The organism is Pseudomonas sp. JH-2 (genome assembly GCF_036231725.1).
Classification (GTDB): Bacteria; Pseudomonadota; Gammaproteobacteria; order Pseudomonadales; family Pseudomonadaceae; genus Pseudomonas; species Pseudomonas delhiensis.
Genome location: NZ_JAZAQP010000083.1, coordinates 1 through 16,020, shown reverse-complemented (window position 1 = coordinate 16,020; position 16,020 = coordinate 1). Strand labels below are relative to the sequence as shown.

13 protein-coding genes are annotated in these 16,020 nt (G+C 69.8%); 8 read left to right on the top strand and 5 right to left on the bottom strand.

All coding sequences use genetic code 11. The features are described 5' to 3' along the window. Positions 1–674 precede the first annotated feature (674 nt). The 5 genes from VV867_RS30140 to VV867_RS30120 form a co-directional block, all read right to left on the bottom strand. Complete coding sequence (locus VV867_RS30140; RefSeq protein WP_328568366.1) at positions 675–1,565, bottom strand: EamA family transporter; 891 nt, start codon at positions 1,563–1,565, stop codon at positions 675–677. Positions 1,566–1,657: 92 nt separating this feature from the next. Next, positions 1,658–2,155 (bottom strand): nucleotidyltransferase family protein, encoded by a 498-nt coding sequence (locus tag VV867_RS30135; protein ID WP_109934668.1) that lies wholly within the window; start codon positions 2,153–2,155, stop codon positions 1,658–1,660. Between the two features lie 50 nt (positions 2,156–2,205). Then, a complete protein-coding gene (locus VV867_RS30130) occupies positions 2,206–3,099 on the bottom strand; it encodes a PA4780 family RIO1-like protein kinase (RefSeq protein ID WP_089389654.1) in 894 nt (297 codons plus the stop codon). A gap of 92 nt (positions 3,100–3,191) precedes the next feature. Then, on the bottom strand, positions 3,192–4,373 hold the full coding sequence (locus tag VV867_RS30125) for a response regulator (RefSeq protein WP_328568365.1): 1,182 nt from the start codon (positions 4,371–4,373) through the stop codon (positions 3,192–3,194). Between the two features lie 18 nt (positions 4,374–4,391). Next, positions 4,392–6,752: an ATP-binding protein gene (locus tag VV867_RS30120; protein ID WP_275628702.1), complete on the bottom strand. Its 2,361-nt coding sequence runs from the start codon at positions 6,750–6,752 to the stop codon at positions 4,392–4,394. A 122-nt stretch (positions 6,753–6,874) separates the two neighbouring features. On the opposite strand from VV867_RS30120, the gene ada reads away from it, so the two are divergent. The 8 genes from ada to VV867_RS30080 all read left to right on the top strand — a co-directional run bounded on the left by ada (position 6,875) and on the right by VV867_RS30080 (position 15,856). Beyond that, positions 6,875–7,933 carry a bifunctional DNA-binding transcriptional regulator/O6-methylguanine-DNA methyltransferase Ada gene (ada, locus tag VV867_RS30115; RefSeq protein WP_328568364.1) on the top strand — a complete coding sequence of 353 codons (1,059 nt, stop codon included), beginning with the start codon at positions 6,875–6,877 and terminating at the stop codon, positions 7,931–7,933. A gap of 80 nt (positions 7,934–8,013) precedes the next feature. Then, complete coding sequence (locus VV867_RS30110; RefSeq protein WP_328568363.1) at positions 8,014–8,655, top strand: phosphatase PAP2 family protein; 642 nt, start codon at positions 8,014–8,016, stop codon at positions 8,653–8,655. A gap of 540 nt (positions 8,656–9,195) precedes the next feature. After that, positions 9,196–10,104, top strand: a complete 909-nt coding sequence (locus tag VV867_RS30105) for a glutamate/aspartate ABC transporter substrate-binding protein (protein WP_328568362.1) — start codon at positions 9,196–9,198, stop codon at positions 10,102–10,104. A 189-nt stretch (positions 10,105–10,293) separates the two neighbouring features. Then, positions 10,294–11,040 (top strand): amino acid ABC transporter permease, encoded by a 747-nt coding sequence (locus tag VV867_RS30100; protein WP_109934194.1) that lies wholly within the window; start codon positions 10,294–10,296, stop codon positions 11,038–11,040. Continuing rightward, the gene (locus tag VV867_RS30095) at positions 11,037–11,705 is read left to right on the top strand and encodes an amino acid ABC transporter permease (RefSeq protein WP_275628698.1); all 669 of its coding nucleotides are present in this window, start codon (positions 11,037–11,039) and stop codon (positions 11,703–11,705) included. Before VV867_RS30100 ends, VV867_RS30095 begins: the two co-directional genes overlap by 4 nt. After that, positions 11,702–12,436: an amino acid ABC transporter ATP-binding protein gene (locus tag VV867_RS30090; RefSeq protein WP_328568361.1), complete on the top strand. Its 735-nt coding sequence runs from the start codon at positions 11,702–11,704 to the stop codon at positions 12,434–12,436. Before VV867_RS30095 ends, VV867_RS30090 begins: the two co-directional genes overlap by 4 nt. 208 nt (positions 12,437–12,644) lie before the next feature. Continuing rightward, positions 12,645–14,531, top strand: coding sequence for a sensor histidine kinase (locus VV867_RS30085; RefSeq protein WP_328568360.1), 1,887 nt, complete (start codon positions 12,645–12,647; stop codon positions 14,529–14,531). After that, on the top strand, positions 14,528–15,856 hold the full coding sequence (locus tag VV867_RS30080) for a sigma-54-dependent transcriptional regulator (RefSeq protein ID WP_328568359.1): 1,329 nt from the start codon (positions 14,528–14,530) through the stop codon (positions 15,854–15,856). Before VV867_RS30085 ends, VV867_RS30080 begins: the two co-directional genes overlap by 4 nt. Positions 15,857–16,020 lie beyond the last annotated feature (164 nt).

Here is a 16,020-nt window from a genome sequence, read left to right as displayed (position 1 = left end):
CGTCGAAGTCCGCAACCCTCTCCCCAGCCCTCTCCCTGAAGGGAGAGGGGGCCGTTCGGAGCACTCGGGCAGCACGTTGCTCGCCGGTTGGCCCGGAATCGCTCACGGATGCCTCCGGCTGACTCCATGGCCCCTCACTCTGCCCAACAGTCCCCTCTCCCGCTTGCGGGGGAGGGTTAGGGAGGGGGTGCAGAGTCAAGCCACGCGCCGGAGCATCGTCCGCAACCCTCTCCCCAGCCCTCTCCCTGAAGGGAGAGGGGGCCGTTCGGAGCACTCGGGCAGCTCGTCGCTCACCGGTTGGCCCGGAATCGATCACGGATACCTCCGGCTGACTGCATGGCCCCTCGTTCTGCCCAACGGTCCCCTCTCCCGCTTGCGGGGGAGGGTTAGGGAGGGGGTGCGGAGTCAAGCCAGGCTCCGGAGCATCGTCGGAGTCCGCAACCCTCTCCCTGAAGGGAGAGGGGCTAGTCCGTGCCGAGAAGGGAAATGCATCACGTCGGCAACCACTACGGCTGCCGGCCAGCGAAAGGACCGGAATCGAGAGAGTCGCTGTCACTGGGCTGGACTCCACCGTAGGGCGCATAAAGCGGAACGCTTTATCCGCCGCCATCGGCGGATAACGCCGTTGGCGTTATCCGCCCTACGACTGGGCCGCAGCGGCCGCCTGAGCGGAATCAGCCGCGCGCCTGCGCCATCGCCCCACGCCGCCACACCGAAGCCTGCAGCACCGTCACCGCCAGGCCGACGAAGACCAGCGCGCAGGCCAGCCAGTCCTGGGCGGTGAGTCGTTCGCCCAGCAGCAGCCAGCCGGACAGCAGGCCGGAGACCGGCACCGCCAGGGCGAAGGGGGTGACCTGGCTGGCCGGGTAGCGGCGCAGCAGGAAGCTCCACAGGCCGAAGCCCACGGTGGTGGCGAGGAAGGCTATGTAGAGCAGCGCGCCCATCCCTTCCCAACTGATGCCGGTCAGCGCCGCCGAGATGGCCTGCGGGCCTTCGAAGACCCACGACAGGGCCAGCAGCGGCAACGGCGGGATCAGGCTCACCCAGCTGATCAGGCGCAGCATGTCGCTGGCCCCGGAGCGCTTGGTGGCGATGTTGGAGAAGGCCCAGGCCAGGGCCGCGGCCATCACCAGGGCGAAGGCCAGCAGGCTGTCGCCCAGTGGGCGTTCCAGGCCGATCAGCAGCAACCCGGCGGCGGCCACGGCGAGGCCCGCCAGGGCGCGGCGGCTGGGGCGTTCGCCGAGGAAGGCGGCGGCGATCAGCACGGTGAAGAACACCTGGCTCTGCAACACCAGGGACGACAGCCCGGCAGGCATGCCCAGGTGCATGCCGACGAACAGCAGGCCGAACTTGACCACCCCGAGCAGCACGCCGATCTGCACGATGCGCCAGAACGGCGCCGGCAGCGGCCCGCGCAGGAACACCAGCGGCAGCGCCGCCAGGGCGAAGCGCAGGGCGCAGAACAGCAGCGGCGGGAAGTCGTGCAGGCCGACCTTGATGATGACGAAGTTGACGCCCCAGATCAGCGTGACCAGCAGGGCGAGGAGGATGTGCGGCAAGGGCATGGCGGTGGTTCCGGGTGGGATCGTGCCACGCTAGCAGGGCCGCTGCGGGGTGTATGTACACAGTTGCCGCGGAAAAAACGCATACAGCGTCGCTACAACCGCTCTACCTCCAGCTTCGGCCAGCGCCTCGGCCAGTTCTTGCGGCGCAGGCGATCGCGGTAGGCCTCGGGCTTGCCGCGGAAGTGTTCGGTGGGGCGGACGCGCAGGCCGAACAGGTCGTCCAGGCCCAGCGGCGCCAGCAGTTCCAGGCCCTCGTCGGCCAGGCGCACCGCCACCGCGGTGCAGACTTCCGGCCAGTGGCGCATGGCGTCGGCGACGTCGGCATAGGGTGCGTCGCCGTTGCGCAGGTGCATGCGCGCCTGGTTGCGCACCGACCAGGGCGCCTGCGGGCAGGCCCGGGCCAGGCGCCGCTCGAAAGCCTCGTCGGCCTCGGCCTGCAGGCTACCCCCGTCGAAATACAGCACGTCCACGTCCGCCAGGGTGCCGGGCGCCAGGCCGTGCAGGTGGTCCCAGACGGCGTTGCGCACGAAGCCGGCGCCGATCCAGGCGCCGGGCGGGCCGTATTCGCGCAGGGCGCGCAGCAGGCCCATGCGCTGCGGACAGGCGGCGAGCAGCGCGATCAGGCGCGCCGCCTGCGGAGTCACTGCAACCACGGCGGCGGTGGCGGTTCCTCGGCGCGCGGCGGGCCATCCTGCTCGGCGCGGGCCGCCTCGCGGCGCTCCTGTTCGCGCAGGGCAGCGGCGATCTCGCGCATCACCGCGTCGACGTCGGCTTCTTCCTCCGGCTCGTCGAAGTGGCCGGTCAGCGGGGTGTCCGGCTGCAGCTTGCCGTCTTCGAACAGCGCCCACATCTCCTTGGCGTAGCGGGTGTCCTTGAGCTCCGGGGCGAACTGGCCGAAGTAGGCGGCCATGTTGCCGACGTCGCGCTCGAGCATGCGGAAGGCGTGGTTGTTGGCCGCCGCGTCCACCGCCTGGGGCAGGTCGATGATCACCGGGCCGTCGGGGCCGAGCAGCACGTTGAACTCCGAGAGGTCGCCGTGCACCAGCCCGGCGCAGAGCATCATGACGATCTGGCGGATGAGGAAGTCGTGGTATTCGCGCGCCTGCTCCGGCTCCAGCACCACGTCGTTCAGGCGCGGCGCGGCGTCACCGTCTTCGTCGGCGACCATCTCCATCAGCAGCACGCCGTCGAGGAAGTCGTAGGGCTTGGGCACCCGTACGCCGGCGCCGGCGAGGCGGAACAGCGCCGCCACTTCGGCGTTCTGCCAGGCCTCCTCCTGCTCGCGCCGGCCGTAGCGCGAGCCCTTGGCCATGGCCCGGGCCTGGCGGCTATTGCGCACCTTGCGGCCCTCCTGGTATTCGGCAGCCTGGCGGAAACTGCGCTTGTTGGCCTCCTTGTAGACCTTGGCGCAGCGCAGCTGCTCGCCGCAGCGCACCACGTAGACCGCCGCTTCCTTGCCGCTCATCAGCGGGCGCAGCACTTCGTCGACCAGGCCGTCCTCGATCAGCGGCTCTATGCGTTTGGGTGTCTTCATCAGGCTCCGTCGTCGTTCTTATCCGGCCCAAGCGGCCGCAGCCGCCCCTTATACGACATGCGCCGGGTGGCGCCCAGCACCGACCGCCGGAATCATGGTGGCGTCGTGGTCATTTCGATGCTTTCCCCCAGGGCGTCGGCCATGCGCTCGATCTCGCTGCCCAGGGCCAGGTCGTCGTCGGCGTAGCGGATGGCGATGGCGGCGAAGCCGTCGGCGACCTCGGCGAAGGCTTCCACCACCTGTGGGTCGAAGTGGCTGCCGCTGGCGGCGAGGATCTGCTGGCGGGCCTCGTCCGGCGACAAGGTCGCGTGGTAGGGATGGCGGCTGGTCAGCTCGTCGTAGCAGTCGATCAGCGCCAGCAGCCGTGCCGACAGCGGGATCTGCTCGCCGTGCAGGCCCCGTGGATAGCCGCTGCCGTCCCAGCGTTCGTGGTGGCCGTAGGCGATCTCCTTGGCGTAGCGCAGGAATTCCGCCGGGGTGCCCAGGCGGCGCTCGGCGGCGGCCAGGGCGTCGTGGCCGATGCGCGTGTGGCTCTGCATCAGCAGCAGGTCCTCGGGGCTGAGCTGGCCGGGGTTGAGCAGCACGCGGTCGGGCACCGCCACCTTGCCGATGTCGTGCAGCTGCGCCGAGCGCGCCAGCAGCTCGATCTGCTCCAGGTCCAGGCTGCCGGCCTCGCCTTCGCGGCGGGCCAGGGCGTCGGCGAGCAGGCGCATGTACTGCTCGATGCGCAGCAGGTGGCGGCTGTGGGGGTTGTCGCGCAGGTCGCAGAGGGTGGCCATGGCTTCCAGGGTGGCGTCCTGGGCCGCCTGCAGCTCGCGGCTGCGGCGGCGCACTTCCAGCTCCAGGTATTCGCTCTTGTCGCGCAGGAAGTCGGCGTTGGCCTTGAGCTTGAGGTGCGCGCGGATGCGCGCCAGGGTCACCGGCGGGCTGATCGGCTTGGTGATGTAGTCCACCGCGCCCAGGTCCAGGCCGCGCTGCTCGTCGGCGGTGCTGACCATGCCGGTGAGGAAGATCACCGGGATCTCGGCGGTCAGCGGGTCGGCCTTGAGCTGGCGGCAGACCTCGTAGCCGTCCATCTCCGGCATCATGATGTCGAGCAGCACCAGGTCCGGCCGCGGCTCGCTGGCGGCCAGGCGCAGGGCCTTGGCGCCACTGCCGGCGACGCGCACCTGGTACTGGCCCATGAGCAGCTCGCTCATGAGCATCAGGTTGTCGGGTTGGTCGTCGACCACCAGGATCACTTCCTGGTCCGGCCGGTCCAGCATGCTGTCCATGGCCTCACTCCTCTACGGTCAGATGCGGATGTCGCGCTCGCGCGACAACACCAGCAGTTTTTCCAGGGCCCGCTCGAACTCGAAGCGGCGGATGCTCGCCGCGACGTCGTCGTACCCGTCATTGAAGATACTGCGCAGCAGGCCCGCGCGCTCGCCGACCAGCCGTCCGGCACGAGGGTCGTCGGCGGCCAGCAGGTGGGCCAGGCGGCGCACCACCTGCTCGGCCTGCTGGCGCTGTTCCGTCGGCAATTCCTCCCGGGCCTGCGCGGGCGCCGGCTCCGGTGCCTGCAGCAGCGGCGCCGGGGGCGAGCGCAGGATGCGCGACAGGTCGATGGGCCGCGCGTCCTCCACCCGGCCCATGGGCAGGCGGCACCAGAACAGGCTGCCCTGGTCCGGCGCGCTGTCCACCCCGACCTCGCCGCCCATGGCCTCGGCCAGGCGCTTGCAGATCGCCAGGCCCAGGCCGGAGCCGCCGTAGCGGCGGGTGATGGAGTTGTCGGCCTGGCGGAAGGACTCGAACAGCCGTTCCTGCTGCGCCTGGCTGATGCCGATGCCGCTGTCGCGCAGGCCGAAGTACAGCCAGTATTCGTCGCCGGCCTGCATGTCCAGGCGCACCTCCAGTTGCAGCCCGCCGCGCTCGGTGAACTTGAGCGCGTTGTTGCCGTAGTTCATCAGGATCTGCCGCAGGCGCAGCGAGTCGCCCAGCAGGTGCGAGGGCAGCCGCGGGTCGATGTGGCACTCCAGGCTCAGGCCCTTGCCCGCGGCGCGGATCGCCAGCAGGTCGACCAGCTCGCCGAGCAGGCGCTCCAGGTCGAAGTCCAGGTGCTCGAACTCCAGGCGGCCGGCCTCCACCTTGGACAGGTCGAGGATGTCGCTGATCAGCTCCAGCAGGTACTGGCCCGAGCCCTGGATCTTGCCCAGGTAGTCGCGCTGCTGCGGGTCCAGGGCGGTCTGCTCCAGCAGATGCGCAAGGCCGATGATGATGTTCAGCGGCGTGCGGATCTCGTGGCTGACGTTGGCCAGGAACTCGCTCTTCAGCCGCGCCGCCTGCTCGGCCAGGTCGCGGGCCTGGGCCAGGGCCTCCTCGGTGGCCTTGCGCGCGGTGATGTCGCGGCTCACCCCGACCAGCCCGAGCAACCCGCCGTGGTCGTCGTGGAAGGCGCTGCGCAGGGTGTCGAACAGCACCCGCCGGCCGTCCGGGTAGACCACCCAGCCCTCGCTGGCGAACGGCTGGCTGGCCGACAGCGCCTGGCGGTCGCGCTCGCCGCGGCCGGCGCTGGCGGCATCGCTGAACAGCTGGGCGTCGCTGCGCCCGATGACGTCCTCGGCCGGCAGCCCCAGGCATTCGGCGAAGGCGTGGTTGGCGCCCAGGTAGCGGCCCTCGGTGTCCTTGAACCAGATGGGGTCGGGAATGGCGTTGATCAGCGCCAGCAGGGTGCGCCGCTGGCGGTGCTCCTCGGCCTCGGCGCGGGCGCGCTCGGCCACCTGGATCTGCAAGCGGCGGTTCCAGATCAGCACGAAGGTGAGCAGGGCGAAGAAGCCCGCCACGTAGGGCCAGAGCGCCTGCAGCAGCTGCATCCAGTCGAAGGCGTCGAGCTGCGGCAGCCAGCGCTGGCGGATGCGCTCCTGCTCGTCGGCGTCGATGCTGGCCAGGGCGCGGTCGAGCAGCGGTACCAGGGGCGCCAGCTCGCGGCGCACGGCGAAGCGCACCTGGCTGTTGTCCAGGCCGCTGTCGCCACGCACCTCGAGGTTGCTCAGGTTGAGCTGGCCGAGCAGGTAGTTGGTCGAGATGAGGTTGCCCACGTAGGCGTCCGCGTTCCCGGAGGCCACGGCCTTGAGCGCCTCGGCGGTGTCGTCGACGATGACGAAGGACACCCCCGGCACCGCCGTGCGCAGCAGGTCGTGCACGGCGAAGTCGCGCTCCACGGCGACGCGCTTGCCGGACAGGTCGTCGAGCATCCGCACGCTGCTGTCGCGGCGGGCGAAGATCAGGCTGCTGGTGCTCAGGTAGGGCCGGCTGAAGGCGAGGAACTGCTCGCGCTCGGGCGAGCGCGCCACGGTCGGCAACAGGTCGACCTGGCCATTGCGCGCCGCCTCGATCACCTGCGCCCAGTCGTCGAAGGTCTGCGTCTGCAGGCTCAGGCCCAGGCGCTGCGCGACCTGGTTCAGGTAGTCGGCGCTGATGCCCTGGAACCCGCCCTGGGCGTCGACCATCTCGAACGGCGGCCAGCCGTCCCGGGAAATGCCCACCCGCAGCGTCGGATGGGCCTCCAGCCAGCTGCGTTCGCGGGGGCTGAGCGTCAGTTCCGCGCCCCACAGCGGCGGGCACAGCAGGACGCAGAGCAGCAGGCAGTGGTGAAGGAGTCGGCGGCAGGGCATGGCGGGCTCTCGACGGACCTCCTGCAAGCGTAGCCGGCAGTTTGAAAAGCGATTACGGATTGCCCGCCCGCCGGGTGGCGCCGACAATTTACCCATGTCCCTGGTCCTCCACGGAGAGCACCATGCCCTCACTTCCCGATGATGAACGCTGCTGGCAGGCGGTCTGCGAGCGTGACGCCGGCTTCGACCAGCGTTTCGTGTTTTCCGTTCGCTCCACCGGCGTCTATTGCCGGCCGAGCTGCCCGGCGCGGCGGCCGAGCCGCGCCAACGTGCGCTTCCACGCCGACGCGGCGGCCGCCGAAGCCGCGGGCTTCCGCCCCTGCCGGCGCTGCACGCCCGACGGCGAAAGCCCGGCGCAGCGCCTGGACGCCCTGGTCGCCGCCGCCTGCCAGCTGCTGGAGCAGGCCGAGCGCCCGCTGACCATGGAAGAGCTGGCGGCCCGCATCGGCCTCTCGGCCTCGCACCTGGCCCGCGCCTTCAAGGCCCGCACCGGCCTGACGCCCCGGGCCTGGGCCGAGGCCCGCCGCCAGCAGCGCCTGGCCACCGCCCTGCCGCAGGCGCGTTCGGTGCTCGACGCCGCCCTGGAGGCGGGCTACTCCGGCACCCGCGCGCTCTACGAGGCACCCACCGCGCTGAGCCCGGCGCAGCGCCGGCAGAAGGGCGCCGGCACCCGGCTGCGCTACGCCATCGCCCCCTGCCCGCTCGGCCAGGTGCTGCTGGCCGCCAGCCCGCGGGGCGTCTGCGCCCTGCTGTTCGGCGACGAAGCGGGGCAACTGGAGGCGGAACTGCGCCAACGCTTCGCCGCCGCCGAGCTGCAGCGCGACGACGCCGGCCTGGGCGACTGGCTGGGCCAAGTGCTGCGCCAGCTGGAGCAGCCCGAACGCACCGCCGGCCTGCCCCTGGACCTGCACGGCAGCGCCTTCCAGCTGCGCGTCTGGCACGCCCTGGCGCAGATTCCCAGCGGCCAGATGCGGCGCTACGGCGAACTGGCCGAACAGTTGCACAGCCACCCCCGGGCCATCGCCCGCGCCTGCGCCAGCAACCCGGTGGGGCTGCTGGTGCCGTGCCACCGGGTGGTGGCGGCCGACGGCGGCAGCGGCGGCTACCGCTGGGGCCTGGAACGCAAGCACGAGCTGCTGCGCCGCGAGGGCCAGGCGGCGCGCCAGGACGAGCCCGCCTGAGCCGCCTCCGATCGGCCGGGCCCATGGCAGAGCCCTCGCTGTGCTATGGTTCGGCCCCTCGAAGGACCGCCTGCAAGCCCATGAACCTCTGGAACCTCATCACCCGCTTCGGCGACAGCTCCCTGCTGCTGCCCTGCGCGCTGTTCATCTATGCCTGGCTGCTGCTGCGCCGGGAAAGCCGCAACGCCCACTGCTGGCTGTTGCTGTTCGGCCTGGCCGCCGGCGCCACCCTGGTCTCCAAACTGGCCTTCATGGGCTGGGGCATCGGTATTCCCGCGTGGAACTTCACCGGGCTGTCCGGCCACAGCATGCTGGCCGCCAGCGTCCTGCCGGTGCTCTGCAGCCTGCTGCTACCCACCCGCCCCGCCTGGCGCCTGGCCGCCGCGGCCGGAGGCGCCGTGCTGGCGGTGCTGGTGGGGGTGTCGCGGTTGCAGATCAACGTGCATTCGCCGGCGGAAGTCTACGGCGGGCTGGCCGTCGGCCTGGCAGCCAGCGGCGCCTTCCTCTGCCTGACGCAGCGCCGCCTGCCGTCGTTGTCGCCGCTGCTGCTGGCCATGGTCCTGCTGCTGGCCTCGCTGCAGGGCGTGACCGGCGTGCGCGCGCCCACCCACCAGATGCTGGAACGCATCGCCGCCTACATGGCCGACCGCGACAAGCCGTTCCGGCGCGGCGAGTGGGGTAGCTTCCATCGCCTGGACGCCCAGCAGGCACCGGCGACCTAGGCCCGTAGGGCGCATAACGCCTACGGCGTTATCCGCCATTGCCCTCGGCAACGGTGCCCCGGCCGGCGGCGGATAACCGCGAACGGTTATGCGCCCTACGGGCCGGGGAAGCACGGATTCATCTGCGATTTCGCAACGGGGCTCGGCCTATCGCGGACGGAGTCCGCTCCTACCCCGCCACCGCTGTCCCACCTGTAGGAGCGCGCCCTGCGCGCGATTCGCGGGCAGGGCCCGCTCCTACGACCGTGCTTCCCTGGGACTGTAGGAGCGGGCCCAGTCGCGTTCGGAAAACCGAACGCACAAACGGCATCTATCCGGAAGACCGAACGCCGACGTCCTCGACGGCGCGCCATCGCCAGATATAAATCCTTAAAAATCATAAAGTTACATAAATAACAAGGGACTGGCACGGTCCCTGCTCTCTAGCTTCCCGTGAGCATGCGGCAGCGCCGCGCTTGCCCGTCGGGCGCCAGGAGGGCCAGCCGCCGGGTACGCCTGCCGCAGGATCGACAACAACCAGAACAAGTCGAGGAAGCATCAATGCGTATCGCACCCCGTGTGCTGGGCGTGGCCATCGTCGCCGCCCTGTTCGCCACTCCGGCCCTTTCCGAGGAACTCACCGGCACCCTGAAGAAGATCAAGGACTCCGGCACCATCGTCCTCGGCCACCGTGACGCCTCCATTCCCTTCTCCTACCTGGCCGACGACCCGCGCCAGCCGGTGGGCTATTCCCACGACCTGCAGCTGAAAGTGGTCGAGGCGGTCAAGCAGCAGCTGGGCATGTCCGACCTCAAGGTGCGCTACAACCTGGTCACCTCGCAGACGCGCATCCCGCTGGTGCAGAACGGCACCGTGGACATCGAGTGCGGCTCCACCACCAACAACCTGGAGCGCCAGAAGCAGGTCGACTTCTCCCTCGGCATCTTCGAGGTGGGCACCCGCCTGCTGACCAAGAAGACCAGCGGCATCAGCGACTTCGCCGACCTCAAGGGCAAGAACGTGGTGACCACCGCCGGCACCACCTCCGAGCGCCTGCTCAAGTCGATGAACGCCGAGAAGAAGATGGGCATGAACATCATCTCGGCCAAGGACCACGGCGAGTCCTTCCTGATGCTCGAGTCCGGCCGCGCCGTGGCCTTCATGATGGACGACGCGCTGCTCTACGGCGAAATGGCCAAGGCCAAGAAGCCCGACGACTGGACGGTGGTCGGCACCCCGCAGTCCTACGAAATCTACGGCTGCATGGTGCGCAAGGGCGACGAGGGCTTCAAGCAGGTGGTCGACAAGGCCATCGCCGACACCTTCGCCTCTGGGCAGATCAACGACATCTACGCCAAGTGGTTCACCCAGCCGGTGCCGCCCAAGGGCCTGAACCTCGAATTCCCGATGAGCGACACGCTCAAGAAGCTGATCGCCAGTCCCACCGACAAGTCTGCCGAGCAGATGTAACGGTGGCGCCAGCCCGTGCTCACGAGGCGCGGGTTGGCGGGGAGCGGGAGCGCCGGCGGCGCTCCCGGCCTCCTCTTCCTTCTTCCTGATCCACCAGCGGAACACGCCCGTCACCCACGGGCGCGGGCGCCCGCGCGCCGCGTTCCGGCCGTTTCGACGCCCTCACGGGGGCCTTCGAGGGAAACCTGCATGAACTACAACTGGGACTGGAGCGTGTTCTTCAAGTCCACCGGGATCGGCGACGAGATCTACCTGGACTGGTACCTCACCGGCCTGGGCTGGACCATCGCCGTCGCCCTCACCGCCTGGCTCGTCGCCCTGGCGCTGGGCTCGGTGCTGGGCGTGCTGCGCACCGCGCCGAACCGCTGGCTGTCGGCCATCGGCACCGGCTACGTCGAGCTGTTCCGCAACGTGCCGCTGCTGGTGCAGCTGTTCCTCTGGTACTTCCTGGTCCCGGACCTGCTGCCGCAGCCGCTGCAGGACTGGTTCAAGCTCGGCCTGGCGCCGGAAACCTCGGCCTTCATCAGCGTGGTGGTGTGCCTGGGCCTGTTCACCGCGGCGCGGGTGTGCGAGCAGGTGCGCACCGGCATCCAGGCCCTGCCCCGCGGGCAGATAGCCGCCGGCCGCGCCATGGGCTTCAGCCTGCCCCAGGTGTACCGCTACGTGCTGCTGCCGCAGGCCTTCCGCATCATCATCCCGCCGCTGACCTCGGAGTTCCTCAACATCTTCAAGAACTCCTCGGTGGCCTCGCTGATCGGCCTCATGGAGCTGCTGGCGCAGACCAAGCAGACCGCCGAATTCAGCGCCAACCTGTTCGAGGCCTTCACCCTGGCCACGCTGATCTACTTCACCCTGAACATGAGCCTGATGCTGTTCATGCGCCTGGTGGAGCGCAAGGTCGCGCTGCCCGGCCTGATTTCCGTGGGGGGCAAGTGATGGATTTCAGCTCGATCGTCCCGGCGCTGCCGGGCCTGTGGGACGGCATGGCCATGACCCTGCAGCTGACCGCCCTGGGCGTGGTCGGCGGCGTGGTGCTGGGGACCCTGCTGGCGCTGATGCGCATGTCCCACAACCGCCTGCTGAGCAACCTGGCGGGCTTCTACGTCAACTACTTCCGCTCCATCCCGCTGCTGCTGGTGATCACCTGGTTCTACCTGGCGGTGCCCTACATCCTGCGCTGGATCACCGGCAGCGACACCCCGGTGGGAGCCTTCACCAGCTGCCTGGTGGCCTTCGTGATGTTCGAGGCGGCGTACTTCTGCGAGATCGTCCGCGCCGGCATCCAGGCCATTCCCAAAGGCCAGATGGGCGCGGCCCAGGCCCTGGGCATGACCTACGGCCAGTGCATGCGGCTGATCATCCTGCCCCAGGCGTTCCGCAAGATGACCCCGCTGCTGCTGCAGCAGAGCATCATCCTGTTCCAGGACACCTCGCTGGTCTACACCGTCGGCCTGATGGACTTCCTCAACGCGGCGCGCTCGCGCGGCGACATCATCGGCCAGCCCCACGAATTCCTGATCTTCGCCGGTCTCGTCTACTTCATCGTCAGCTTCACCGCATCCTTCGCGGTCAAGCGCCTGCAGAAAGGGTTAGCCCTATGATCACCATCCAGAACGTCAACAAGTGGTACGGCGACTTCCAGGTCCTCACCGACTGCAGCACCTCGGTGAGCAAGGGCGAGGTGGTGGTGGTCTGCGGCCCGTCCGGCTCGGGCAAGTCGACGCTGATCAAGTGCGTCAACGCCCTGGAGCCGTTCCAGAAGGGCGACATCGTGGTCGACGGCACCTCCATCGCCGACCCGAAGACCAACCTGCCCAGGCTGCGCTCGCGGGTGGGCATGGTGTTCCAGCACTTCGAGCTGTTCCCGCACCTGACCATCACCGAGAACCTGACCATCGCCCAGGTCAAGGTGCTCGGCCGCGGCAAGGACGAGGCCACCGAAAAGGGCCTGGCGCTGCTCGACCGCGTCGGGCTGAAGGCCCACGCGCACAAGCACCCCGGCCAGCTCTCCGGCGGCCAGCAGCAGCGCGTGGCCATCGCCCGCGCCCTGGCCATGGACCCGATCGTGATGCTGTTCGACGAGCCCACCTCGGCGCTGGACCCGGAGATGGTCAACGAGGTGCTCGACGTGATGGTCCAGCTGGCCCAGGAAGGCATGACCATGATGTGCGTGACCCACGAGATGGGCTTCGCCCGCAAGGTGGCCGACCGGGTGATCTTCATGGACCGCGGGCAGATCGTCGAAGACTGCGCCAAGGAGGCGTTCTTCGGCGACCTCGAGGCCCGCTCCGAGCGCGCCCGGCAGTTCCTCGCCAAGATCCTCACCCACTGAAGCCCTGCCCACGCCCCTGCGTAGGATGGGTGGAGCGCAGCGATACCTATCACCGGCTGAAACCCCGGTTTCTCGTAGGAGCGAGCTTGCTCGCGAACAATCCCCGGTTCGCGAGCAAGAACTAGGCGTCCCCCTCGCTCCTACGAAGAGCCTCTCCATCGGCTCGGCCCCGGCAGCGGGCTGGCCCGCTTCCGACGACTGTGATGCAATGCCCGCCCAGCCATTGACCCTGCCACCGCCGACCGTGAAGCCCAGCCTCGTGCGCAACCTGCTGCTGCCGATCCCGCTGATCCTGCTGATGCTCGGCTTCGGCTATGGCGGCTACCTGGTCAGCGCCGGCGCCGGCACCCGCGCCCTGGTCGCCAGCGGCGAACGCCAGCTGGAGCTGCACGCCCGCGGGGTGGAAAGCGAGATCAGCCGCTACACCTACCTGCCCAGCCTGCTGGAGCTGGAGAGCGGCGTCACCCGCCTGCTGCTGGAGCCCACGCCCTATCGCCGCGACCAGGTCAACACCTACCTGGAAGGCCTCAACCGCCGCGCCGGCAGCCGCGCCATCTACCTGCTGGACACTTCCGGCCGGGTGCTGGCCACCAGCAACTGGCAGGACGCCGACAGCTACCTGGGCGAGGACCTGTCCTTCCGCGCCTACTTCCAGGACGCCGTGCAGGGCCGCCCGGGGCGCTTCTACGGCATCGGCAGCACCGTCGGCGAGCCCGGCTACTACCTGGCCCACGGCCTGGTGCACGGCGGGCGCATCGTCGGCGTGGCGGTGGTCAAGGTGAAGATGGAGGCCCTGGAGGAGCGCTGGGAGAAGGCCCAGCTGCAGGCCTTCGTCAGCGACGAGAACGGCATCATCATCCTCTCCAGCAACCCGCAGCTGCGCCTGAAGGCGGTGCGCCCGCTCAGCGCCGCGGACAAGGAGCGCCTGGCGCGCAGCCTGCAGTACTACTGGTGGGCGCTCAACGAATGGCAGCCCAGCTCGCGCCGCGACCTGGGCGAGGGCGTGGAGGAAATCGGCTTCCGCGACCACGACGCCAACGGCGTGGCCCATGCCGAGCACCTGTACCTCAAGCAGACCCGCCGCCTGGGCGACACGCCCTGGGACTTCACCCTGCTCAGCCCGCTGCAGGACGTGCGCCGCGAGGCCATGATCCACGGCGCCCTGGCCGCGGTGGGCTTCGCCCTGCTGGCGTTCCTGCTGATCGCCTGGAACGAGCGGCGCAAGGTCCTGGCCACCCGCCTGGCCGCCCGCGAGGCGCTGCAGCAGGCCAACAACGAACTGGAGCGGCGCATTGCCGAGCGCACCGCCGACCTGCGCGCCAGCAACCAGCATCTACGTGAACAGATCCGCGAGCGCCGCCAGGCCGAGGACACCCTGCGCAAGGCCCAGGACCGCCTGGTCCAGGCCGGCAAGCTGGCGGTCATCGGGCAGATGTCCACCAGCATCGCCCACGAGCTGAACCAGCCGCTGGCCGCGCTGCGCACCCTCTCCGGCAACACCGTGCGCTTCCTCCAGCGCGGCGCCCTGGACACCGCCAGCAGCAACCTGGAAGCCATCAACGAGATGGTCGACCGCATGGGCCGCATCACCGCCAGCCTGCGCGCCTTCGCCCGGCGCGCCGACGACCACGGCCAGGCGCGCCTGGGCAAGGCGGTGGACGCCGCGCTGCGGGTGCTGCAGGTGCGCCTGAAGGACTGCCCGCTGGTGTTGCACCGCGAATTCGACGACGCCTGCCTGGGCATCGACCAGACGCGCCTGGAGCAGATACTGGTCAACCTCGTCGCCAACGCCCTGGACGCCATGAGCGGCCAGGCCGACCGCCAGCTCTGGCTCAACGGCCGCAGCGAGGGCGCACAGTACCACCTGACGGTGCGCGACAACGGCCCGGGCATCCCGCCGGCAGCCCGCGAGCACCTGTTCGAACCCTTCTTCACCACCAAGCCCGGCGAGCACGGCCTGGGCCTGGGCCTGACGCTCTCGGCCAGCCTCGCCACCGCCGCCGGCGGCAGCCTGGGCGTGGCCCACCCGGAGGCCGGCGGCACCGCCTTCGAACTCAGCCTGCCGCTGCTGCCCACTCAGGAACCCACGCCATGAGCGACGAAAAACTCCGCGTACTGGTGGTCGAGGACGACCCCCACGTGCTGCTCGGCTGCCAGCAGGCCCTGGCCCTGGAAGACATCGACAGCGACGGCGTGGCCAGCGCCGAGGAAGCCCTCAGGCGCGTGGGCGCCGACTTCCCCGGCATCGTCGTCAGCGACATCCGCCTGCCCGGCATGGACGGCCTGCAACTGCTGGCCCGCCTGCGCGAGAAGGATGCCCAGCTGCCGGTGGTGCTGATCACCGGCCACGGCGACATCGCCATGGCCGTGCAGGCCATGCGCGACGGCGCCTACGACTTCATGGAAAAACCCTTCGCCCCCGAGCGCCTGGTGGACGTGGCGCGGCGCGCCCTGGAACGCCGCCGGCTCAGCCGCGAGATCGGCCAGCTGCGCCGCCAGCTGGCCGGGCGCCAGGCCCTGGAAGCCCGGCTGATCGGCCGCTCGCCGGCGATGCAGGCGCTGCGCGAGCTGATCGCCAACGTCGCCGACACCTCGGCCAACGTGCTCATCGAGGGCGAGACCGGCACCGGCAAGGAGCTGGTCGCCCGCTGCCTGCACGACTACAGCCGGCGCCAGGCCAAGGCCTTCGTCGCGCTGAACTGCGGCGGCCTGCCGGAAAGCCTGATCGACAGCGAGATCTTCGGCCATGAGGCCCACGCCTTCACCGGCGCCGGCAAGCGGCGCATCGGCAAGATCGAGCACGCCGACGGCGGCAGCCTGTTCCTCGACGAGATCGAGAGCATGCCGCTGAACCTGCAGATCAAGCTGCTGCGCGTGCTGCAGGAACACCAGCTGGAGCGCCTGGGCTCCAACCAGCTGATCCCGGTGGATTGCCGGGTGATAGCCGCGACCAAGTCGGACCTGGCCGCCATGGGCCGCGAAGGCAGCTTCCGCAGCGACCTCTACTACCGCCTCAACGTCATCACCCTGCAACTGCCGCCGCTGCGCGAGAGGCGCGAGGACATCCTGATGCTCTTCGAGCACTTCCTGCAGCAGTCCTCGCTGCGCTTCGACCGCCCGGCGCCGGCCATCGACAACGCCACCGCCGCCAGCCTCATGGCCCACGACTGGCCGGGCAACGTGCGCGAGTTGCGCAACGTCGCCGAACGCTTCGCCCTCGGCCTGCCGGTGCTGGCCGCCAGCGGCCTCGGCCCGGACGCCAGCGAACCGCGCTTCGCCGAAGCCGTGGAAGCCTTCGAACGCAGCCTGCTGCAGGCCGCCCTGGAACGCCACGCCGGCAACCTGAGCCAGGCCGCCGCGGCCCTGGGCATGGCCAAGACCACGCTGTTCGACAAGGTGAAGAAGTACGGGTTGGCGTAGGGCGGAAACCAGCGAATCGCGGACGGAGTCCGCTCCTACGGTTTCAGGGAAGCACGGGCGTAGGAGCAACTGTCTTGCAGGCTGCGCCGCCTCTTTCCAACCCGTAGGGCGCATAACGCCTACGGCGTTATCCGCCGCGGCCGTCGGGCACCGGCGTTCCGGCC